Raw genomic sequence first — 24,074 nt, forward strand, 5'->3', positions numbered from 1 at the left:
GAACAAAGCAGGCTGAGCAAAGCCCGTCCCATTCAGCAGCTCCGCATCCTCGCCCCACATCACCTCACGCACCGAACGGCCCAACTCACCATCCAGCATGGCGAGTACGGAATCCAGCGCCTCCGCGAACACCGGGAACCGCCCGTACAACTCACGCCCCATCCCCAGCCCCTGCGAACCCTGACCCGAGAACAGCACCGCGCTCTTCGTACGACCCGAGACCATGCCCTCGACGGCGCCGGGCGCCGTGCCGTTCTTGAGCCAGGCCTCCAGCGCCGCGCGCCCGGATCCGCCGTGCTCGTCCGTGACGACCGCGAGGCGGTGTTCCAGGCTCGCCCTGGACGTCGCCAGGGACAGCGCGGTGTCCACCGCGCGGAGTCCGGGCTCACGCTCCAGCCTGCTCAGCAGCACGGTGGCCTGGTCGCGCAGCGCTTCGGCGGTCCGCCCCGAGACGACCCACGGCACCACGGTCGCGCGGCGCGCGGGGGCGGTCTCCTCCTCCTTGGCGGGGGCCGCGTCGGCGCTCGGCGCCTGCTCGATGATCACGTGTGCGTTGGTGCCACTGACCCCGAACGAGGAGACACCGGTACGGCGCGGACGGCCCGAGTCCGGCCACTCCCGGGCCTCGGTGAGCAGCTCGACCTTGCCCGCCGACCAGTCGACGTGCGAGGACGGCTCGTCCGCGTGCAGGGACTTCGGCACGATGCCGTGCCGCATCGCCATCACCATCTTGATGATGCCGGCGACGCCGGAAGCGGCCTGGGTGTGACCGATGTTGGACTTGACCGAGCCGAGCAGCAGCGGGCGTTCCCGGTCCTGGCCGTAGCCCGCGAGCAGGCTCTGGGCCTCGATGGGGTCACCCAGCGGGGTGCCCGTGCCGTGTGCCTCCACGGCGTCCACATCGGCCGGGGTGAGACCGGCGTTGGCGAGCGCCTGCCGGATCACCCGCTGCTGGGAGGGGCCGTTGGGTGCGGTGAAACCGTTGGAGGCACCGTCCTGGTTGACCGCGGAGCCCCGGATCACGGCGAGGACGGGGTGTCCGTTGCGCTGTGCGTCCGACAGGCGCTCCAACATCAGGACGCCGGCGCCCTCGGACCAGCCGGTGCCGTCGGCCGACTCGGAGAAGGCCTTGCAGCGGCCGTCCCTGGCGAGACCGCCCTGCCGACTGAACTCGATGAGTGAGCCGGGGGTGGACATCACATTGACGCCACCGGCGAGTGCCAGTCCGCATTCACCGTTGCGCAGCGACTGCACGGCCAGGTGGAGCGCGACGAGAGAGGACGAGCAGGCCGTGTCGATGGTGATGGCCGGGCCTTCGAGCCCGAGAGCGTACGAGAGCCGGCCGGACACGGCACTGGCGGCGATGCCGGCGCCGACGTCGCCGGTCGCGTCGTCCAGCGACCTGAGCAGGAGATAGGCGTAGTCCTGGCCGTTGGTGCCGATGAAGGCGCCGGTACGGGTGCCGCGCAGCCGGGTGGCGTCTATGCCCGACCGCTCGATGGCCTCCCAGGTGGTCTCCAGCAGCAGCCGCTGCTGGGGGTCCATGGTGACGGCCTCACGGGGCGAGATGCCGAAGAAGCCCGGGTCGAAGTCGGCGACGCAGCTGAGGAATCCACCCTGCTGGCTGACGGAGTTGTCACGCTCGTCGGTAGTGCTGTCGCGCAGCGCGTCCAGGTCCCATCCCCGGTCGGTGGGGAAACCGGAGATGGCGTCGGTGCCGGAGGCGACGAGTTCCCAGAGTCCCTCCGGGGAGTAGACCTCGCCGGGGAACCGGCAGCTCATTCCCACGATGGCGATGGGTTCCCGGGCTGCGGCGACGAACATTCTGTTCTGTCGCCGCAGCCGCTCCGACTCCTTCATCGCGGCGCGGAGTGCTTCCACGACGCCGGCGGCGGGGGCATTCTCGGTAGGGGCGTTCATGGTCTGCTCCATCACTCTCGCGCTACAGGTCGGACTGGCCGTTGAGCGCGGCCCGCACCAGGTCTGCCACTGCCATCGAGTCGATGGACTCGTCGGATGTGTCGTCTTCCGCCGGGGCTGCTTCGCCCCGTCCTGCCAGCTGGAGCAGCGGTTCCAGCACGCCGATGTCCCGCAGCTGCGCCAGCGGTACCGAGGCCAGCAGGGCCCGGATCTCCGCTTCCTCGCCGTCGGCCCCGGCTCCGTCCTCGGGGATCAACTGTCCGAGCACATGCTCGCCGAGGGAGGTGGGTGTCGGGTGGTCGAAGACGAGCGTCGCGGAGAGGCTCAGGCCGGTGGCCGTGTTGAGCTGGTTGCGCAGCTCGACAGCTCCGAGCGAGTCCACCCCGAGGTCCCGGAAGGACCGTTCGGCGCCGACGGCGTCCCTGTCCGGGTAGCTCAGGACCTGAGCGGCCTGGGTACGGACCAGGTCCACGACCGTTTCGAGGCGCCGGTTCGCCGACAGGGCCGCGAGCCGGTACCGCAGCCCGCCTTCGGCCACGCTGTTCGCGGGCGCCGCCGTGGCGGCCACCATCCGGTCGTATCCGGGGAATTCACGGAGCAGGGCGCTCGGCCTGGCCGTGCCGAAGGCCGCGACGAAGCGGTCCAGCGCGACTTCCGCGACGACCGCGGTCGGCTCGGGCTCCATGACCAGCCGGAGCATTGTCTCGCAGGCCAGCTCCGGGTCCATCGCGCCGACTCCGGCGCGCTTGGCGGCCTCGTCGGCCCCGGCTCCCTCTGCCATTCCGCCACCGTCCCAGGCTCCCCAGGCGACCGAGGTCGCCGGAAGGTCCTGTGCCCTGCGCCGTTCGGCCAGTGCGTCCAGGACCGAGTTGGCCGCCGCGTAGTTGGCCTGGCCGAGGTTGCCCACGGCCGCCGAGGCGGATGAGAAGAGCACGAACGCCGTGAGGTCCAGCCCACGGGTCAGTTCGTCGAGCAGGAGGGCCGAGGTGACCTTCGAGCGGAACACCGCCGCGAACCGCTCCGGGGTGAGCCGGTCGAGCACTCCGTCGTCCAGGACACCGGCCGCGTGGACCACTCCGGTGAGCGGATGCTCTGCCGGGATGTCCGCGAGTACGCCGGCCAGTTGGGCGCGGTCGGCGACGTCGCAGGCCGCGACGGTGACCGTCGTGCCGAGCCCGTCGAGCTCGGCCCGCAGAGTGTCGGCCCCCGGTGCCGCGGGGCCGCTGCGGCTGAGCAGCACCAGGTGCTGGACGCCGTCCTTGGCGAGCCGGCGGGCGACCTGGGAGCCGAGGGCGCCGGTGCCACCGGTGATCAGCACGGTGCCCTTCGGGTCCCAAGCGCGGGCGGGCCGCTTGCCGGGGGCCTGTACGAGGCGCCGGGCGAGGACCGCGGAGGTACGTACCGCGATCTGGTCCTCGCCGTCGAGGCCCGCCAGCGCTCCGGCGAAGCCCGCGGCGGTCCGCTCGTCCAGTGTTTCGGGGAGGTCGATCAGACCGCCCCAGCGCTCGGGGTACTCGAGCGCGGCGACCCGGCCGAGCCCCCATACGGCGGCCTGGAGCGGGTGGTCCACACGGTCCGCGCGGTTCACGGACACGGCGCCCCGGGTGGCGCACCAGAGCGGCGCTTCGATCCCGGCGTCGCCGAGTGCCTGGAGCAGTACGGCGGTGAGGGCGACTCCCTCGGGCACGCTGCCCGGGACGGTCTCCCGCAGCGCCAGGAGCGAGAGGACACCGGCGAAGCGTGTGCCGTCCTCGGCGCGGGCGCGGAGTTCCCCGGCCAGCGCGGCCCGGTCGGGGCTGTCCACCGCCACCCGTACGACCTTGGTGCCCAGCGCGTCGAGCGCGGCGGACACCCAGGCGTCCTCGGTCGATTCGGCGGGGACCACGACGAGCCAGGTGCCCGTCAGGGGCTTCCGGTTCGCGGTGGCTCCGCCGGTCAGCGCCTTCCAGACGATCCGGTGGCGCCAGCCCTCCATGACCGATTCGTCGTACTGCTGCCGGCGCCAGTCCAGCAGGGCGGGCAGCACCTTCGACAGGGCGTCGCCCTCGACGTCCAGTGTGGACTCGAGCGAGACGAAGTCCTTCTGCTCCACGGCGTCCCAGAACGCGCGGTCCGTCGTCTCCGACTCCTGCGCGGCGCCGCCGGCGGGGGTGACGCCCGGCATGACGTCCGGCCAGAAACGGCCGCGCTGGAAAGCGTACGTCGGCAGGTCCAGCCACTGGGCTCCGGTGCCCGCGAAGAACGCGGGCCAGCGAGGGCTCACTCCGTGGACGTGCAGCCGGGCGAGCGCGGTGACGAGGGTGGTCTCCTCGTCGCGGTCCTTGCGCAGGACCGGTACGACCACGGCGCCCTGCGGGGCCGTCTCCTGGGCCATGGCGGACAGCACACCGTCCGGGCCGAGCTCCAGGAACGTGGTCACACCGCGGTCCGCCATCGTCCGTACGCCGTCGGCGAAGCGGACGGCCTCACGGACGTGGCGTACCCAGTACTCGGGCGAGCACAGCTCCTCGGCCGACGCGGGGCCACCCGTCAGGTTGGAGACCACCGCGATACGCGGCGCCCCGAACGACAGGCTCTCGGCGACCGTACGGAACGCGTCCAGCATCGGAGCCATCAACGGCGAGTGGAAGGCATGCGACACCCGGAGCCGGCTCGTCCTGCGTCCCTGCTCCGCCAGCCGGGCCCCGACCTCCAGCACGGACTGCTCCGCGCCGGAGATCACCACCGACGACACGCCGTTGACGGCGGCGATCGACACCTCGCCGGACAGCAGCGGAAGAACCTCGCCCTCCGTCGCCTGCACCGCGACCATCGCTCCACCGGCCGGCAGCGCCTGCATCAGTGAGGCACGCGCCACCACCAACCGGGCCGCGTCCTCCAGGGAGAACACCCCCGCCACATGCGCGGCGGCGATCTCACCGATCGAGTGGCCGGCCACGAAGTCCGGCTTCACGCCCCACGACTCCACCAGCCGGAACAGCGCCACCTCGACCGCGAACAGAGCCGGCTGGGTGAAGCCCGTCTCGTTCAGCAGCTCCGCGTCGTCGCCCCACATCACCTCACGCAGCGGGCGGTCGAGCAGCGGGTCGAGTACGGCGAAGACGGCGTCCAGTGCCTCGGTGAACACCGGGAACCGCCCGTACAGCTCACGGCACATCCCCAGCCGCTGCGAGCCCTGGCCGGAGAAGAGGAACGCGCGCTTCCCGGTCCGCTCCACCTGGTGCTCGACCAGGTCCGGGGCGGTACCGCCCTCGGCCAGTGCGGTGAGACCTTCGAGCAGGCCGTCGCGGCCGGTGGCCGTCAGAGCGGCCCGATGGTCGAAGACCGTGCGGGTCGTCGCGAGCGAGAACGCCAGGTCGGTCAGTGAGGTGTCCGGTCGCGCGGTCACCTGGGCGAGCAGCCCGCGGGCCTGGGCGCGCAGCGCGTTCTCGGACTTGCCGGACAGCAGGACCGGCAGCGTCGCAGCCTCGCGGGGAAGCTCGTCCGGGGCGGTGACCGCCGGTTCGGCCTCGGCGGGCGGCGCCTGCTCCAGGATGACGTGGGCGTTCGTACCGCTGGCACCGAACGAGGAGACTCCGGCGCGGCGCGGGTGGCCCGACTCGGGCCAGGCGACCGGCTCGGCGAGCAGCTGGACGGCACCGGCCGTCCAGTCCACCTGCGATGTCGGCGTCTCGGCGTAGAGCGACCTCGGCAGGGTGCCGTGCCGCATCGCCATCACCATCTTGATCACGCCCGCGACGCCGGAGGCGGCCTGGCTGTGGCCGATGTTGCTCTTCAGCGAACCGAGCAGCACCGGGCGCTCCGGATCACGGTCCTGGCCGTACGTGGCCAGCAGTGCCTGTGCCTCGATCGGGTCGCCGAGCTTGGTGCCGGTGCCGTGGGCCTCGATCGCGTCCACCTCGGCGGTCGTCAGACCGGAGTTGGCGAGCGCCTGCCGGATCACCCGCTGCTGGGCGGGTCCGCTGGGCGCGGTCAGTCCGTTGGAGGCGCCGTCCTGGTTGATGGCGGAGCCGCGCAGGACCGCCAGGATGTGGTGGCGGTTGCGCCGGGCGTCGGAGAGACGCTCGACGACGAGCATGCCCACCCCCTCGGACCAGCCGGTGCCGTCGGCCCCTTCGGAGAACGCCTTGCAGCGGCCGTCGGAGGAGAGCGCGCCCTGGGCGCTGAATTCGACGAAGCCCGCCGGGGTGGCCATGACGGTCACGCCGCCGGCCAGCGCGATGGAGCATTCGCCCGAGCGCAGTGCCTGGGCCGCGAGATGCAGCGCGACCAGCGACGACGAGCACGCGGTGTCGACCGAGACGGTGGGTCCCTGAAGGCCGAAGGAGTACGCGATCCGGCCGGACAGGAGGCTGGCCGACTGGGCCGTCTCCCACTGTCCCGCCTCGGCCGGCGGCCGGTAGTCACCGCTGCCGCCTCCGACGTAGACGCCGGTGGTGCTCCCCCGCAGGGTCGACGCGTCGATGCCCGCCCGCTCCAGTGCCTCCCAGGCCGCTTCGAGCACGATGCGCTGCTGCGGGTCCATCACGATGGCCTCGCGCGGCGAGATGCCGAACACCGCGGGGTCGAAGTCGGCGGCGTCGTAGAGGAAGCCGCCGTTTCCGGTGGTGCTGCGTCCGCGCCCGCCCTCCGGCGGGCCGCCGAGCAGGGTGTCGAGGTCCCAGCCCCGGTCGGTGGGGAACTCGCCCACGGCGTCGGTCTCGTCGAGGACGAGCTGCCACAGGTCCTCGGGCGAGCCGACACCGCCGGGGTAGCGGCAGGCCATGCCGACGATGACGACGGGGTCGTCCCCGGTGTGTGCCGAGGCCACCACGGGGGCCGTGGCGTCCGGGAGTTCGCCGAGCAGCAGGCTCCGCAGATGACGGGCGAGTCCGGCCGGGGTCGGGTGGTCGAACACCAGGGTGGCGGGCAGGGTGACGCCGGTGTCGGCCGTGAGCTGGTTGCGCAGGTCGACGGCGGTCAGCGAGTCGAAGCCGAGGTCGCGGAAGGGCAGGTCGGACTCGACCACATCGGTGTTCGTGTGTCCCAGGACCACGGCGACCTTGTCGGTGACCAGGGCAAGCAGGGCCTCGTCCCGTTCCGCCTCCGGCAGTTCGAGCAGCCGCTGACGGTAGGCGCCGGCCGCCGATCGCTCGTCGCCGCGGTCGCGGTCGGCCGCGTCGATGGCCTTGCGGGCCTCGGGCAGGTCGGCCAGCAGGGCTCCGCGGCGGCCTTCGGTGAAGGCCGGTGCGAAGGTCTCCCAGCGCACATCGGCGACGGTGACGGCGGCCTCGCCGTCGGCGACGGCCCTGCCGAGCGCGGCGAGTGCGGCGTCGGCGTCGAGTACGGGCAGGCCGTTCATCCGCAGGTGCGCGGCCATGGCGTTGTCGACGAGATCCGACCAGGCGCTCCAGGAGACGGCGAGCGCGGTGGCGCCGCGGTCTCGGCGCTGCCGGGCGAGGGCGTCGAGGTACGCGCCGAGCGCGGCCGGTGCCTCCTGGCCCCGGACGCCCCAGACTCCGGCGATCGTGCCGAAGAGGACGAACGCGTCGAGCGGCCGGTCACCGAGGACGGTGTCGAGCTGGACGGCTCCGGCGAGCGCGGCGGCGAGCCCGGCGGATCCGGAGCCGATGCCGTTGGTGTCCACCTCCGCGTGGATCACCGCGGTCAGCGGCGTGTCCTCGGGGAGTGCGGCCAGCAGCGCTGTCAGCGCGTCGTGGTCGGACACCTCGCAGACGGCGAGGGTGACCGTGGCTCCGAGCTGCTTCAGTTCGGCTTCGAGCGCGTCGGACCCGGCGAGGTCCGACGCGTGACGGCCGGTCAGTACGAGGTGCTGGGCGCCCTCGCGGGCCAGCCAGCGGGCCGCCCGGCCGCCCATCGTTCCGGTGCCGCCGGTGACGAGCACGGTGCCGGTGGGCCGCCAGGCGTTGCCGGCCGGGTTGGCGGCCGTGGTGGTCGTACGGACCAGCCGGCGCCCGAGGGTTCCGGTGGCGCGGACCGCGATCTGGTCCTCGCCGTCCCGGCCGTCGCGGTCCGTCAGGGCCGCCGCTAAGGCGGCGCCCGTCCGGTCGTCGATCGTCCCCGGGACGTCGATGAGCCCGCCCCAGCGGTCGGCGTGCTCCAGCGCGGTGACCCGGCCCTGCCCCCATACGGCGGCCTGTCCTGCGGCCAGCAGCGGCTCGGAGGAGGACACGGAGACGGCGCCCCGCGTGACGCACCACAGCGGTGCGTCGATCCCCGCTTCACCCAGGACCGTCAGCAGCGCGTCGGGCCAGGCGTGGTCCGGCGGCAGGTCGGCGGCGTCCGTGGTGGCAGCGGCGAGCAGGGAGACGACTCCGGTCCAGCCGGTTCCGTCCCTGTCCGCGCGCGCCGCGGCCAGTTGCTCCACCCGTTCCGCGTGGCCGGCGGCGCCGGTCTCCACCCGTACCGTCTCCACCCGTACGGCGCCCGTGCCGAGTGCCGCGACGGCGGCGGACATCCATGGGGATGCGTCGCCGGCCGGCAGAAGCACCAGCCAGTCGCCGGAGGGTGCCGTGGCGGGCCGTGCGGAGAGGGGGGTCCAGGTCTCGTGGTAGCGCCAGCCGGCGCCGGCGGACTGCTCGCCCCGGCGGCGGCGCCACGCGGAGAGCGCGGGCACCATCGTGGTGACGGTGTCGCCGTCCAGGTCGAGCGAGGCGGCCAGCGACTCGAGGTCCTCGCGCTCCACCGCCGACCAGAATTCGGCGTCCACCGGGTCGGGGGCGCCGACGGCGGCGAATGCGGCGGTCTCGGGCCAGTACCGCTCGCGCTGGAAGGCGTACGTCGGCAGTTCGACCCGGTGCGCGCCCAGGCCCTCGAAGAACGCGGACCAGCGCGGTCCCGCTCCATGGGTGTGCAGGGCGGCCAGTGCGGCGACGACGGCCGCTTCCTCGCTCTGGTCCTTGCGCAGGAGGGGCACCACCGCGGGCGCGGGCTCGACGCCGTCCAGGCTCTGCTGGGCCATCGCGGAGAGCACTCCGTCGGGACCCAGCTCGACGAATGTCCCGACTCCGGTCTCCTGCAGGGTCCGCACCCCGTCGGCGAACCGTACGGCTTCGCGTGCGTGCCGCACCCAGTAGGCCGGCGAGCGCAGTTCGTCCGCCGTCGCCAGGGCGCCGGTCAGGTTCGAGACCACCGGGATACGGGGCTCCTCGAAGGCGAGGCCTTCGGTGACGCGGGCGAAGTCCGCGAGCATCGGGTCCATCAGCGGCGAGTGGAAGGCGTGCGAGACCCGCAGCCGCCTGGTGCGGCGGCCGTCGGCGGCGAACAGCTCGGCGACCTCCAGGACGGCGCTCTCCGCGCCGGCGATGACCAGCGCGCGGGGGCCGTTGACCGCCGCGATCGACACGTCCGCGTCCAGCAGCGGGGCGACCTCGTCCTCGGTGGCCTCGAGCGCGACCATCGCTCCGCCCTGCGGGAGCGCCTGCATCAACGTGGCGCGGGCCGCGACCAGCCGGCAGGCGTCCGCCAGGGAGAACACGCCCGCCACGTGCGCGGCGGTGATCTCACCGATGGAGTGGCCGGCCACGAAGTCCGGGGTGATGCCCCACGATTCGGCGAGCCGGAACAGCGCGACCTCGACCGCGAACAGCGCGGGCTGGGTCCAGCCGGTCTCGTCCAGCAGCTCCGACTCGAAGGTGCCCGGGTAGGCGAACAGCACTTCCCTGAGCGGGAATTCCAGCTCCGTGTCCAGATGGGCGAGGACCGCGTCCAGCGCTTCGGCGAAGACGGGGAACCGCTCGTACAGCTCGCGGCCCATGGCGCCGCGCTGGCTGCCCTGGCCGGAGAAGAGGAACGCGGACCTGCCGGGGGCGCGGCTCGCGACTCCGCGGGCACTCTCCCGTACGCCGTCGGCGCCGGCCAGCAGCACCGCGCGGTGCGGGAAGACCGTGCGGTCCGTGGCGAGCGAGCGGCCGATGTCCAGCGGGGACAGGCCGGGGTGGAGCGCGGCGAAGGAGGTGAGCCGGTCGATCTGGGCCTGGAGCGCCTCGCGGGTCCTGCCGGAGACGATCCACGGCACGACGGTGGGGGCGGCGGCGGGCTCGGTGATCTCCGCCTGCGGCGGTTCGGCGGCCGGTGCCTGCTCGACGATGACGTGCGCGTTCGTACCGCTGACACCGAACGCCGAGACCCCGGCGCGGCGCGGGCGGCCGGTCTCCGGCCAGGCGGTCTGCTCGGTCAGCAGTTCCACCGCGCCCGCCGTCCAGTCCACGTGCGCGGACGGGGTGCCGATGTGCAGGGACTTGGGCAGGGTGCCGTGCCTCATCGCCATCAGCATCTTGATGACGCCCGCGACACCTGCGGCGGCCTGGGTGTGGCCGATGTTGGACTTGACCGTGCCGAGCAGCAGCGGGCGCTCCCGGTCCCGCCCGTAGGTGGTGAGCAGCGCCTGGGCCTCGATCGGGTCGCCCAGGGTGGTGCCGGTGCCGTGGGCCTCGACGGCGTCGATGTCGGCGGCGGTCAGTCCGGCGTCGGCGAGCGCCTGCCGGATCACCCGCTGCTGCGAGGGGCCGTTGGGGGCGGTGAGGCCGTTGGACGCGCCGTCCTGGTTGACGGCGGTCGAGCGGATGATGCCGCGGACCTCGTGTCCGTTGCGTACGGCGTCGGAGAGCCGTTCCAGGACCAGGATGCCGACGCCCTCGGACCAGGCGGTGCCGTCGGCGCTGTCGGAGAACGCCTTGCACCTGCCGTCGGGGGCCAGTCCGCCCTGGGTGGAGAACTCGACGAAGGAGTCGGGGCTCGCCATCACGGAGACGCCGCCCGCGATCACCAGCGAGCATTCGCCGGCGCTCAGTGCCTTGCCGGCCCAGTGCATCGCGACCAGCGACGAGGAGCAGGCGGTGTCGACGGTGACCGCCGGGCCCTCGAGGCCGAGGGCGTAGGAGAGCCGGCCGGACATGACGCTTGCGGTGTTGCCGGTGGCCACATAGCCCCGTACGTCGGAGACGGACCGGCGCAGCAGGTTGGGGTAGTCCTGGCCGTTGGTGCCGACGAAGACGCCGGTGGTGGAGCCGCGCAGGGCCGAGGGGTCGATCCCGGCCCGCTCCAGCGCCTCCCAGGTGGCCTCGAGCAGCAGACGCTGCTGCGGGTCCATCGCGAGTGCCTCACGCGGCGAGATGCCGAAGAAGCGGGCGTCGAAGTCGGCGACTCCGGTGAGGAATCCGCCTTCGAGGGTGTCCGATGCGCCTGCTCCGAGGGCCTCGATGTCCCAGCCGCGGTCGTCCGGGAACCGGGTGATGCCGTCCCTGCCCTCTTCGAGCAGCTGCCACAGCTCCTCGGGCGAGGAGACCCCGCCGGGGAAGCGGCAGCTGATGCCGACGACGGCGATGGGGTCGTCGTCGAAGGGGCGGCCGGTCGCCACCGGGGCGGCGACCGGGCCGGGCAGCGAGCCGAGGAGTTCGGCGAGCAGAAAGTCCGCCATCTCGCGCGGGGTCGGCTGGTCGTAGACGAGGGACGCGGGGAGGCTGAGCCCGGTGGCGGCGGCCAGTCCGTTGCGCAGTTCGAGCGTGGTGAGCGAGTCGAAGCCCAGGTCCCGGAAGGCCCGGGCGTCCTCAATGGCATCGGGGTCGCTGTGGCCGAGCACGGCGGCCACCTGGGTGCGCAGCAGGTCGAGGACGAATCCGCCGCGCTCGGCCTCGGGGAGTTCCACGAGCCGCTGCCGCAGCTCCGGCTCACCGCCGGTGGCTCCGGACGGGACAGTGGCCAGCTGCCGTACCTCGGGCAGGTCGCCGACGAGCGGCAGCGGGCGGGCCGTGGCGAAGGCCGGGACGAAGCGGGTCCAGTCGATGTCGGCGAGCGCGAGGGCGGTGTCCTCCTGCTCGATCGCCCGGAGCAGGGCGCGGACGGCGGGTTCCGGCGCGAGTGGCTCGAAACCGCCGCGCCGTACGCGCATCTCGATCTCCGCCGCGTCGGCGACCATGCCGGATCCGGCCCAGGGTCCCCAGGCGACGGAGAGCGCGGTCTGGCCGTGCGCCCGCCGGTACTCGGCGAGGGCGTCCAGATAGGCGTTGGCCGCGGCGTAGTTGCCCTGTCCGGCGGCGCCGAAGACACCGGCCGTGGAGGAGAAGAGGACGAACGCGGACAGCGGCAGATGGGCGGTCAGTTCGTGCAGATTGCGCGCGGAGGCGACCTTCGCGTCCAGCACGGTCCGGAAGCTGTCCTGGGTCAGCGCGTCCACGACGCTGTCCTCCACGACACCGGCCGTGTGGATCACGGCGCTGAGCGGGGTGTCCTCGGGGACGGAGCCGAGCAGGGCGGCCACCGCGTCGTGGTCGGCGACGTCGCAGGCCGCGACGGTGACCCGGGCGCCGAGTCCGGTCAGTTCGGTCCGCAGCGCGTCCGCGCCGGGGGCGTCCTCGCCGCGCCGGCTGACGAGCAGCAGGTGTTCGGCCCCGGCGCGGGCGAGACCGCGGGCGACATGCCCGCCGAGGCCGCCGGTACCACCGGTGATCAGGATGGTGCCAGACGGATCGAAGACGTTTCCGGTGCTCTGTGCCACGGGGCTGTGGGCGAGGCGGCGCACGAACACGCCGGAGGCGCGTACGGCCGCTTCGCTCTCACCGGCCGTCCCGGCCAGGACGCCGCGCAGCCGGCGCGCGGTGTGGGTGTCGAGCTGCTCGGGCAGGTCGACACAGCCGCCCCAGCGGCCGGGCTGTTCGAGCGCGATGACGCGGCCGAGTCCCCATACGGCGGCCTGGTCGAGTCCGACGACCGGTTCGGAGCGGCCCACGGAGACCGCGCCGCGGGTGACGGCCCACAGCGGCGCGTCGATCCCGGCGTCGCCGAGCGCCTGGACGGCGACGGCGGTCAGGAGGAGGGAGTCCGGCACGCCGGTGCGTGCGACGCTCTCGCAGCCGGCGAGGCCGAGCAGCGACAGCACTCCGGCGAACTCGCCGTGTTCGGCGCGGAGTCCGGCCAGCAGCCCGGCGAGAGCGGTCCGGTCGGAACCGGTGACCTCGCAGGTGACGGTCTCCGTCGCGAGGGCGCCGACGACATCGGCGGACCACTCGGCGTCCTCCGTGCGGGACGGCACAAGGACGAGCCAGCGGCCGGTGAGCGCCGTGGGAGCGGTGGATCCGGTCTGCGGCTTCCAGGTGACCCGGTAGCGCCAGGCGTCCACCTCGGACTGCTCGTCGCGGCGGCGGCGCCAGGCAGTCAGCGCCGGGACCATCGCGGTGACCGTCGCGTCGTCAAGACCCAGCGAGACGGCCAGCGAGCCGACGTCGTCGCGCTCCACCGCCGACCAGAATTCGGCGTCCGCCGCGCTGCCGGCGCTCTCCGGTCCGGGAACCGCGGCGGCGAGGGTGTCGGGCCAGTACCGCTCGCGCTGGAAGGCGTAGGTCGGCAGCTCGATCCGGCGTGCGCCGGAGTCCGCGAAGTACGCCGGCCAGTCGACGTCCACACCGTGGGCGTACGCCCCGGCCAGCGCGGTGGTGACCGCCTGCTCCTCGGGCCTGCCGCCCCGCAGCAGCGGAAGCAGCGCGATGCGCGGCTCGTCGGTCAGGCTCTCCCGGGCCATGCCGCAGAGCACTCCGTCGGGGCCGATCTCCAGGAAGGTACGGACCCCGCCCTGTGCCGAGAGCCAGTTGATCCCGTCGGCGAAGCGGACGGCCCGGCGCACGTGCTGGACCCAGTACTCCGGGGTGCACACCTGATCGTCGGTGGCGAGCGAACCGGTGACGTCGGAGACGAAGGGGATGACCGGCGGGTGGTAGGTGACGGCCCGCGCGACCCGGGCGAAGTCGTCGAGCATGCCGTCCATGAGCGGCGAGTGGAAGGCATGGCTCACCCGCAGCCGCGTGGTCTTGCGCCCGTCGGCCCCGATCGTCGCGGCGATGTCGAGAACGGTGTCCTCGACGCCCGCGATGACGAGTGACGCCGGGCCGTTGACGGCGGCGACGGACACCTCGTCCTCGCGTCCCTCCAGCAGCGGCAGGACCTCGTCCTCGGCGGCCTGGAGGGAGATCATCGCGCCGCCCTCGGGCAGCGCCTGCATCAGCCGGCCGCGCGCCACCACCAGGGCGCACGCGTCCTCCAGGGAGAGCACGCCCGCGACATGCGCGGCGGCGAGTTCACCGACGGAGTGCCCGGCCAGATAGTCCGGGGTGATGCCCCAGGACCCGGCCAGCCGGAACAGCGCCACCTCGATGGCGAACAGCGCGGGCTGCGCGTACTCGGTCCGGTCGAGCAGGGCCGCCTCGGGCGAGCCCTCGGCGGAGAACAGGATCTCGCGCAGCGGCCGGTCCAACGCGCCGTCGACCCGCGCCAGTACGGCGTCGAGCGCATCGGCGAAGACGGGGAACCGCTCGTACAGCTCCCGGCCCATGCCGGCCCGCTGGCTGCCCTGGCCGGTGAACAGGAACGCCGTACGGCCGCGGCCCGTACCGCCCTGGAGCACGCCGGGTCCCGGCAGTCCGTCGCGCAGGGCCAGCAGGCCACGCAGCAGTTCGTCGCGCTCCCCCGCCACCACGGCGGCGCGGCGTTCCAGGCCGGCCCTGGAGGTGGCCAGGGAGAAGGCGAGGTCGGTCAGGGGGGTGTCCGGGCGCTCCTCCACCAGCGAGAGCAGCCGTCCCGCCTGGGCGCGCAGAGCGGCCTCGCTCCTGGCGGAGACCACCAGGGGCAGCATGCCGGGACGGGGCTCCCGGTCGGGCGCCGGCTCGTCGGCGGGAGCCTGTTCGAGGATGGTGTGCACATTGGTGCCGCTGAGGCCGAACGAGGAGACGGCGCCGCGGCGCGGGCGGCCGGTCTCGGGCCAGTCGGTCTGCTCGGTCAGCAGATCGACGGCGCCGGAGGACCAGTCCACGTGCGAGGTCGGGGTGTCGATGTGCAGGGTCTTCGGCACGACGCCCTCCCGGAGGGCGTGCACCATCTTGATCACGCCGGCGACGCCGGAGGCCATCTGGGTGTGGCCGATGTTGCTCTTGACCGAGCCGAGGAGCAGGGGCCGTTCGGCGTCCCGGTCCTGGCCGTATGTGGTGAGCAGGGCCTGTGCCTCGATCGGGTCGCCCAGGGCGGTGCCGGTGCCGTGGCCCTCGATGACATCCACCTCGCGGGACTGGAGTCCGGCGTTGGCCAGGGCCTGGCGGATGACGCGCTGCTGCGAGGGGCCGTTGGGGGCGGTGAGGCCGTTGGACGCGCCGTCCTGGTTGACGGCGGAGCCGCGTACGACGGCGAGCACGGTGTGCCCGTTGCGGCGGGCCTCGGAGAGGCGTTCCAGCAGGACCAGACCGACGCCCTCGGCGAGGGTCATGCCATCGGCGGCCTCGGCGTACGCCTTGCAGCGGCCGTCGGTGGCGAGAGCCCGCTGCCGGCTGAAGCCGACGAAGGCGCTGGGGGTCGACATGATGCTGACGCCGCCCGCGAGTGCGAGGGAGCTCTCGCCGTTGCGCAGGGACTGGCAGGCCAGATGCAGCGCGACCAGGGACGACGAGCAGGCGGTGTCGAGGGTGACGGCCGGTCCCTCGAAGCCGAAGAGGTAGTTGACCCGGCCGGACAACACGCTGGAGAGCGTGCCGGTGATCATGTGGCCCTCGGAGCCCTCGGAGGAGTTGGCCACGCTGGACGCGTAGTCCTGGTAGCTGGCTCCGATGAAGGTGCCGGTGAGGCTGGAGCGCTGGGAGACGATGTCGATACCGGCGTGCTCGAAGGCTTCCCAGGCCGTCTCCAGCAGGAGGCGCTGCTGCGGGTCCATCGACATCGCCTCACGCGGCGAGATGCCGAAGAAGCCCGGGTCGAACTCGGCGACGTCTCGCAGGAATCCGCCCTGGACCGAGTAGGTCTTTCCGGACCGGTCCGGGTCCGGGTCGTAGAGTCCCTCGGCGTCCCAGCCCCGGTCGGCAGGGAAGCCGGAGACCGCGTCCGTGCCGTTCAGGGCGAGCTTCCACAGCTCCTCCGGCGAGGTGACCCCGCCGGGATAGCGGCAGCCCATGCCGATGATGACGATCGGGTCGTCGTCGGTCGCGGAGAGGGACGCGGTGGCCGCGGGCGTACCGGCGCTCTGCGCGCCGGCCAGCTCGGAGCGGAGGAATCCGGCCAGCGCGGCGGGGCTCGGGTAGTCGAAGACCATGGTCGTCGGCAGCGTCAGTCCGGTGACGGACGCGAGCCGGTTGCGCAGTCCGACGGCGGTGAGCGAGTCGAAGCCGACGTCACGGAAGGCGCGCTGGTCGGGCAGGGCGTCGGGGTTCGAGAGGCCCAGTACGGCCATGGCCTCGGTACGGACGACTTCCAGCACCAGCCGCTCCCGCTCGGCGGCGGACAGGGCCCGCAGCCGGGCCGTGAACTCGCCCTCCACCACGGTGCCCGTGGTCTGTTCGGCGGCCTCGGTGAGGGCGCGGACCTCGGGGACCTCGGCGAAGAGGCTCGTGGGGCGGCTGGAGGTGAAGACGGGGTAGTACGTCTCCCAGTCGACGTCGGCTACCGCGATGGCCGTCTCGTCGTCGTCCAGGGCCCGCTTCAGTCCGGTCAGCGCCAGTTGCGGGTCCATGAACTCCAGGCCGCTGCGGCGGATCATCTGTGGATCGATGCGACCGGCCTTGATGTCGTCCGCCCAGATGCCCCAGGAGAGGGAGGTGGCGCGCAGGCCACGGGCGCGGCGGTGGGCGGCGAGCGCGGCGAGATACGCGTTGCCGGCCACATAGGCGGCGTGCGCCCCACTGCCCCACATGCCGGCCGTGGACGAGTAGAGGATCAGGTCGTCCAGGTCGTCGTTGTCGAGGAGTTCGTCCAGGACCTGGGCGCCGGTGACCTTGGCGTGCAGAACGCGGGAGAAGGCGTCCATGGTGGTCTCGGCCAGCGAGTACAGCTCGATGAGCGCGGCGGTGTGGACGACGGTGCGCACGGTGCGGCCCTCGGCCTTGAGGCAGGCCAGCAGCGCGGCGACGGCGTCGCGGTCGGTCACGTCGCAGGCTGCGACGGTGGCTTCCGTACCCGAGGCGGCGAGTTCCGCGACGAGTTCGGCAGCGCCCGGGGCGTCCATGCCCCGGCGGCTCATCAACACCAGGTGCTCCGCGCCCTGCTCAGCCAGCCAGCGGGCCAGATGCGGGGCGAGTGTGCCCGAGCCGCCGGTGATGAGGGTGGTGCCGCGCGGCGTCCAGTCGCGGGTCAGGCCCTGCCCGTCGGCCGCAGCGCGGACGATGCGGCGGGTGAAGACCCCGGAGGAGCGGACGGCGAGCTGGTCCTCGTCGCCCAGTGCGCCGGACAGCGCGGAGACGAGCCGTCCGGCCGCCCGCAGGTCGAGCACCTGCGGCAGGTCGATGACGCCGCCCCAGCGCTGCGGGTGCTCCAGCGCGGTGGTCCAGCCGACGCCCGTCACCAGGGCCTGGGCGGGGGACGTGACCTCGTCGGAGCGGCCGGTGGAGACCGCGCCCCGGGTGAGGAACCACAGCGGGGCTTCGATTCCTGCGTCGCCCAGGGCCTGGACCAGGGAGACGGTCAGTGCGAGTCCAAGGGTCAGCGCGGGGGTGCGCTCGTCCGGCTCCTCGGTCGCGGCGAGCGTCGAGACGATGCCTGCGACCTCACCGGCACCGGTCAGCCGCCCGGCGAGTACCGCACGGTCCACGCACGCCTCGTCCAGGACGAGCCGGGTGACCTCGGCGCCCTGGCCGCTCAGTGCGTCGGCGACCTCGTCCGTGTCGTGGCCGTCGGCGGAGACGAGCAGCCAGGTGCCGGTCAGCGGCTGCTGCGGGACGTTGCCCATGGGGGTCCAGGACACCCGGTAGCGCCAGGAGTCGACGGTGGAGCGGTCCTTGCGGGACCTGCGCCACGACGAGAGCGCCGGCAGGACGGCGGCCACCGAGCTCTCGTCCGTGCCCAGGGCGGAGGTGAGTGCGGAGAGGTCCTCCTGTTCCACGGCCGCCCAGAATTCCGCGTCGACGGGGTCGGCGGAGACCGCCGGCTCGGCACCGGGCGGTATGGCCCAGAGCTGTTCGTGCTGGAAGGCGTAGGTGGGCAGATCGACCCGCCGGGCGGCCGTGCCCGCGAAGAGTCCGGCCCAGTCGACGTCGACTCCGCGAACGAAGACCTCGGCGGCCGAGAGCAGGAAGCGGGACACGCTGTCCTGGTCACGGCGCAGCGTGCCGGTGGCGACGGCGGGTTCGGCCGTCTCGTCGATCATGTCCTGCACCGTCATGGTCAGTACGGGGTGCGAGCTGACCTCGATGAAGGCGCGGTGTCCGGCACTCAGCAGATCGCGTACGGCGTCGGCGAACAGCACCCGTCGGCGCAGGTTGCGGAACCAGTAGCCCGCGTCCATCTGCTCGGTGTCCAGCCAGTCGCCGGTCGTCGTCGAGAAGAACGGGACGTCGGCGGTGCGCGGGGTGACCGGCGCGAGAACGCCGAGGAGTTCGTCGTGGAGGTTCTCGACCTGCGCGGAGTGCGAGGCGTAGTCCACCGCGATCCGCCGGACGCGTATCTCCTCGGCCGTCAGCTCCGCCGACAGCTCGTCCAGCGCCTCCGGTTCACCGGACACGACGACCGAGCGCGGCCCGTTGACGGCGGCGACCGAAACCCGGCCCGACCACGCGTCCAGCCGGCTCTCCAGCTGCTCCACCGGCAGCGCCACCGACATCATCCCGCCATGGCCGGCCAGTGTGCGGCCGATCGCCTGACTGCGCAGCGCCACGACCCGTGCGCCGTCCTGCAGGGACAGCGCACCGGACACGACGGCCGCCGCGATCTCACCCTGCGAGTGACCCACGACCGCTGCGGGCTCGACGCCACGGGAGCGCCAGAGGGCAGCCAGCGACACCATGATCGCGAACGAGGCGGGCTGCACGACGTCGACGCGCTCCAGCATGGGCGCGCCCTCCGCTCCCCGCAGCACATCGACGAGCGACCAGTCGACGAACTCGCTGAGGGCCGCGGCGCATTCGGCGATCCGCTCGGCGAAGACCGGTGACTCGTCCAGCAGCCGGGCTCCCATGCCCACCCACTGCGAACCCTGTCCGGGGAAGACGAACACCGTCCTGCCCTCGATATCGGCCACGCCCCGGGCCACTACGGACGACGGTCCGTCGGCACCGATCGCGCGCAGGGCCTCCAGCGGGTCGGTGTCCTCGGTGGGGACCACCACGGCGCGGTGTTCGAAGACCGAGCGGGACGAGACGAGGGAGAAGCCCAGATCGAGCGGGCTCGGAGCGGGGCCGGCGTTCTCCAGGTGCGAGACCAGCCGGGTCGCCTGCTCGCGCAGCGCGGCGCCGGCCCTGGCCGAGACGATCCACGGCACGACGCCGCCCGCGACGGGCACGGGCTCGACGGCGGGAGGCGTCTCCTCGGGCTCGTCGGCGACGGGCGCCTGCTCGAGGAGCGTGTGGGCGTTGGTGCCGCTGATACCGAACGACGAGACGGCGGCGCGACGGGGCCGGCCGGTCGCGGGCCATTCCACGGCCTCGTGCAGCAGCCGCACGGTGCCGGAGGACCAGTCCACGTGCGAGGACGGGTTCTCGGCGTGCAGGGTGCGCGGCAGCCGGCCGTGGCGCAGTGCCATCACCATCTTGATGACGCCGGCGACACCGGCGGCGGACTGGGTGTGCCCGATGTTCGACTTGACCGAGCCGAGCAGCAGCGAGTGCTCCGGGTCGCGGTCCCTGCCGTAGGTCGCGAGCAGCGCCTGCGCCTCGATCGGGTCCCCGAGGGGCGTACCGGTTCCGTGCGCCTCCACGACGTCGATGTCCGAGGGCGCCAGGCGCGCGTTGGCCAGCGCCTGGCGCATCACCCGTTGCTGCGAGGGGCCGTTGGGGGCGGTGAGGCCGTTGGACGCACCGTCCTGGTTGATCGCAGAGCCACGGATCACCGCGAGGACGGGGTGTCCGTTGCGCCGGGCGTCGGAGAGCCGCTCGACCAGCAGGATGCCGACGCCCTCGGCGAGGGTCATTCCGTCCGCGTCGTCGGAGAACGCCTTGCAGCGGCCGTCCTGTGCGAGGGCCCGCTGCCGGCTGAAGGCGATGAAGGGGGCGGGCGTGGTCATGATGGTGGCGCCGCCCGCGACGGCGAGCGTGGACTCGCCGTTGCGCAGCGACTGGCAGGCCAGATGCAGTGCGACGAGCGAGGAGGAGCAGGCCGTGTCGACGGTGACCGCGGGTCCTTCGAGACCCAGGACGTACGAGATACGTCCGGACAGGACGCTCGGGATGCTGCCGGTGACCATGTGGCCCTCGGCCCCGTCGCCGGCCCCGAGGCCGTAGTCCTGGTAGCTGGAGCCGATGAAGGTGCCGGTGAGGCTGCCCCGTGCCTCGGTGGGGTTGATCCCGGCACGCTCGAAGGTCTCCCAAGTGGTCTCCAGCAGCAGCCGCTGCTGGGGGTCCATCACCAGCGCCTCGCGCGGGGAGATACCGAAGAACGTCGGGTCGAACGCGTCGGCCTCGTGCAGGAATCCGCCCAGCGTGGAGTAGGTCTTGCCCTGTCGGTCCGGGTCGGGGTCGAAGAGCCCCTGGGCGTCCCAGCCACGGTTGACGGGGAATTCGGTCACCGCGTCCGCGCCGTGGGTGACCAGGTCCCACAGCTGTTCGGGGGAGCCGGCTCCGCCGGGGAAGCGGCAGCTCATACCGATGATGGCGATGGGCTCGTCGGGGGCCGCCCCGCCGGCGACCGGTCCGGCCACCTCCAGGACGGCGCCGAGGATCTCGGCCCGCAGGTACTGCGCGAGCTCCTGCGGGGTCGGGTAGTCGAAGACCATCGTGCTGGGCAGCGTGAGACCGGTGACGCCGGAGAGCCGCTTGCGCAGTTCGACGGCGGTCAGCGAGTCGAAGCCGATGTCGCGGAAGGCGCGCCCTTCCGGGACGCCGTCGGCGGAGCTGTGGCCGAGGACCGCCGCAGCCTCGCTCCGTACGAGGTCGGAGAGGAGCCGGGCCTGCTCGGGCTCGCCCAGGGCGCGTACCCGCGTGACGAACTCGGAGGTGCTGCCCGTGTCGTCCTGTCCGGCGGCGCGGTCCAGCGCCCGTACCTCCGGCAGATCGGCGAACAGCGCACTGGGGCGTGCCGAGGTGAAGACCGGTGCGTAGCGGTCCCAGTCGACGTCGGCCACCGTGACGGTGACGTCCCGCCGTACGACGGCGCGTCGCAGTTCGGTCATCGCGGGGCCCGGCTCCAGGAAGCCGAGCCCCTGGCGCTTCAGGGCGCCGGAGACCGCCTCGTCGGTGGCCATGCCGGCTTCGGCCCAGGGGCCCCAGGCGACGGAGGTGGCGGCCAGTCCCCGGGCGCGCCGGTGCTCGGCGAGGGCGTCGAGATAGGCGTTGGCGGCGCCGTAGGCGCTCTGGTCGCCGCTGCCCCAGACGCCTGCGACGGAACCGAAGAGGACGAACAGGTCGAGTTCACGGTCCCCGAGCAGGGCGTCGAGATGGGCGGCGCCCGCCAGCTTCGCCGAGGTCAGCTCGGCGAACTCGGCGGGAGCCAGCTGTTCCAGGGGTCCGTACTGGCCGACGCCCGCGGTGTGCACCACACCGGTCAGCGGCAGTTCGGCCGGGATGCCGGCGAGTACGGCGGCCAGCGCGTCACGGTCGGCGGCGTCGCAGGCGACGATCTCGACGCGGGCGCCCAGCTCCTCCAGTTCGGCGCGGAGTTCGGCGGCGCCGGGGGCGTCCGGGCCACGACGGCTGGTGAGTACGAGGTTCTCGGCACCGGAGCGGGCCAGCCAGCGGCCGACCTCGGCACCGAGGCCACCGGTGCCACCGGTCACCAGCACGGTGCCCCGGGCGGTGAACTCCTCGGCGGCGGGCAGGGCGTCGACTGTGTACCGGACGAGGCGGCGGCCGGAGACCCCGGAGGCGCGGAGCGCCACCTGGTCCTCGCCGTCGGGGGCGTTCTTCGCGGCGAGCACGCCGGCGAGCCGCTGCGCGGTCCGCTCGTCGAGCGTGTCGGGCAGGTCGACCAGTCCGCCCCAGAGCCGCGGGTGCTCCAGGGCCACGGTACGACCGAACCCCCAGGCCGCGGCCTGGACGGGGTGGGTGACCGGGTCGGCGGGTCCGGTGGACACGGCGCCGCTGGTGGCCGTCCACAGCCGCCCCCGGGATCCGGTGTCATGGAGCGCCTGGACGAGCGCGAGCGTGAGGGTCAGGCCGTGGCTGAGCGGCGCGTAGGTGTCGGAGGGGCGCTCGTCCAGCGGGAGCAGGGACAGCACGTTCACCGTACTGTCGAAGTCCTCGGTGCCTTCGAGCCGCGCGGCCACCTCATGCCGGTCGGCGCACGAGGCGTCCAGGGCGAGGCGGCGCACCCGCGCGCCGTGAGCGCTCAGCGCACCCGCCAGCTGGTCGGCGAGAGCGCCGGGACCGTCGGTCTCCTCGGCGGACGCGCCGTCGGTGTCGCCGGTGACGAGCAGCCAGGTGCCGTCGAGTACCGGGGCGGCCGGCTTGTTGAGCCTGGCCCATTCGACGCGGTAGCGCAGCGAGTCGAGCAGAGTCTTCTCCTGCTTGCCGCGGCGCCAGGAGGTCAGCGCGGGCAGCAGGGAGCCGAGGGAGCCGTGCTCCTGTTCGCCCAGGCCGAGGATGGCGGCCAGCTCGTCGGCGTCGCCGCGCTCCACGGCGGCCCACAGCCGCTGGTCGGCGGGGTCGGCGCTCGCCGCGGCGGAGGCGGCGGTGGGCAGCTGCGGCCAGTAGAACTCGTGCTGGAAGGCGTAGGTGGGCAGATCGACGCGGCGGGCACCGCTCCCCGCGAAGTAGGCCGGCCAGTCCACCGTGACGCCCTGGACCTGGAGCCGGGCCAGTGCGGTGGTGACGGCCAGTTCCTCGCCGCGGTCGGCGCGGCAGAGCGGGATGAGTTCGGCGTCGTACGTGTCGCCGAGGGTGTCCTGGGCCATCGCCGACAGCGGTCCGTCGGGGCCCAGTTCCAGGAACGTGGTCGTACCGGCGTCGCGCAGCGTGCGTACGCAGTCGGCGAAGCGGACCGCGTCGCGGACATGTGCGACCCAGTACTCCGCCGAACACACCTGCTCGTTGGTGGCCAGGGCGCCGGTCGGATTGGAGACCAGCGGGATCTGCGGCGCATGGAAGGTGAGTCCTTCGGCGACGGTGCGGAACGCGTCGAGCATCCCGGCCATGCGCGGTGAGTGGAAGGCATGGCTCACCCGCAGCCGCTTTGTCTTGCGCCCCCGCGCGTCGAACGCGGCGGCGATCTCCAGGACGGCATCCTCGTCGCCGGAGACGACGACCGAGTCCGGGCCGTTGACCGCGGCGATCGAGACGGCGTCCTCGCGGCCGGAGAGCAGCGGGGTGACCTCGTCCTCGGTGGCCCGGACCGCGACCATCGCGCCGCCCGTGGGCAGTGCCTGCATCAGCTTCGCGCGGGCCGCGACCAGGGCGCACGCGTCCGCGAGCGACAGGACGCCCGCGGCGTGGGCCGCCGCGAGTTCACCGATCGAGTGGCCGGCCACGAAGTCCGGCTTGACGCCCCAGGACCGTACGAGGCGGAACAGCGCGACCTCGACCGCGAACAGCGCGGGCTGGGTCCAGCCGGTCTCGTCCAGCAGGGCGGCCTCGTCCGTGCCCTCCGAGGCGAAGAGCACCTCGCGAAGCGGACGGTCCAGCAGCGGGTCCAGCTCGGCGCACACCGTGTCGAGCGCCTCGGCGAACGCCGGGAAGCGCTCGTACAGTTCACGCCCCATGGCGGGCCGCTGGCTGCCCTGGCCGGTGAAGAGCATCGCGGTCCGGCCGCGCCGTGCCGCCTCGCCTTCGATGACCCCGGCGTCGGGGAGGTCGGTGGCGAGCGCGGTGAGGGAGCGCAGCAGCGCGGTGCGGTCCCCCGCGACCACGGCGGCGCGCTGGTCGAACCGGGTACGGGTGGTGGCGAGGGAGAACGCCCCGTCCACCAGGTCGAGTTCGGGCTGTGCCTGTACGTACGAGAGCAGCCGTGCCGCCTGGCCGCGCAGGGCGTCACGGGTCCGGCCCGAGATCAGCCACGGCACGGCTCCGGGCTCGCGGCGCGGGGCGGTGGGCTCCGGGGCCGTGGTGCGCGGGGCCTGCTCGATGATGGTGTGAACGTTGGTGCCGCTGATGCCGAACGACGACACACCCGCACGCCGCGCCCGGCCGGTCTCCGGCCACTCCGTCTGCTCGGTCAGCAGCTCCACCGCGCCTTCCGACCAGTCCACGTGCGAGGACGGGGCGTCGACGTGCAGCGTCTGCGGCAGCACACCGTGCCGCATCGCCATGATCATCTTGATGACACCGGCG

Annotated in this window: 2 protein-coding genes; both read right to left on the reverse strand. The window is 73.2% G+C overall.

Features of this window, described 5'->3' with window-relative positions; all coding sequences use genetic code 11:
• Positions 1-1,932: type I polyketide synthase (locus ABZW18_RS29380; RefSeq protein WP_356193227.1), on the reverse strand; the 1,932-nt coding region annotated here is incomplete at its 3' end.
• A gap of 10 nt (positions 1,933-1,942) precedes the next feature.
• The gene (locus ABZW18_RS29385; RefSeq protein ID WP_356193230.1) at positions 1,943-24,052 is read right to left on the reverse strand and encodes a type I polyketide synthase; all 22,110 of its coding nucleotides are present in this window, start codon (positions 24,050-24,052) and stop codon (positions 1,943-1,945) included.
• Between the last annotated feature and the right edge of the window lie 22 nt (positions 24,053-24,074).

It is taken from the genome of Streptomyces sp. NPDC004647 (assembly GCF_040609575.1).
Lineage (GTDB): Bacteria > Actinomycetota > Actinomycetes > Streptomycetales > Streptomycetaceae > Streptomyces.

Bases quoted from the DNA above. Each gene is read 5' to 3' on its own strand.
- ABZW18_RS29385 (WP_356193230.1), bottom strand. From the start codon at position 24,052: ATGGCGATGCGGCACGGTGTGCTGCCGCAGACGCTGCACGTCGACGCC.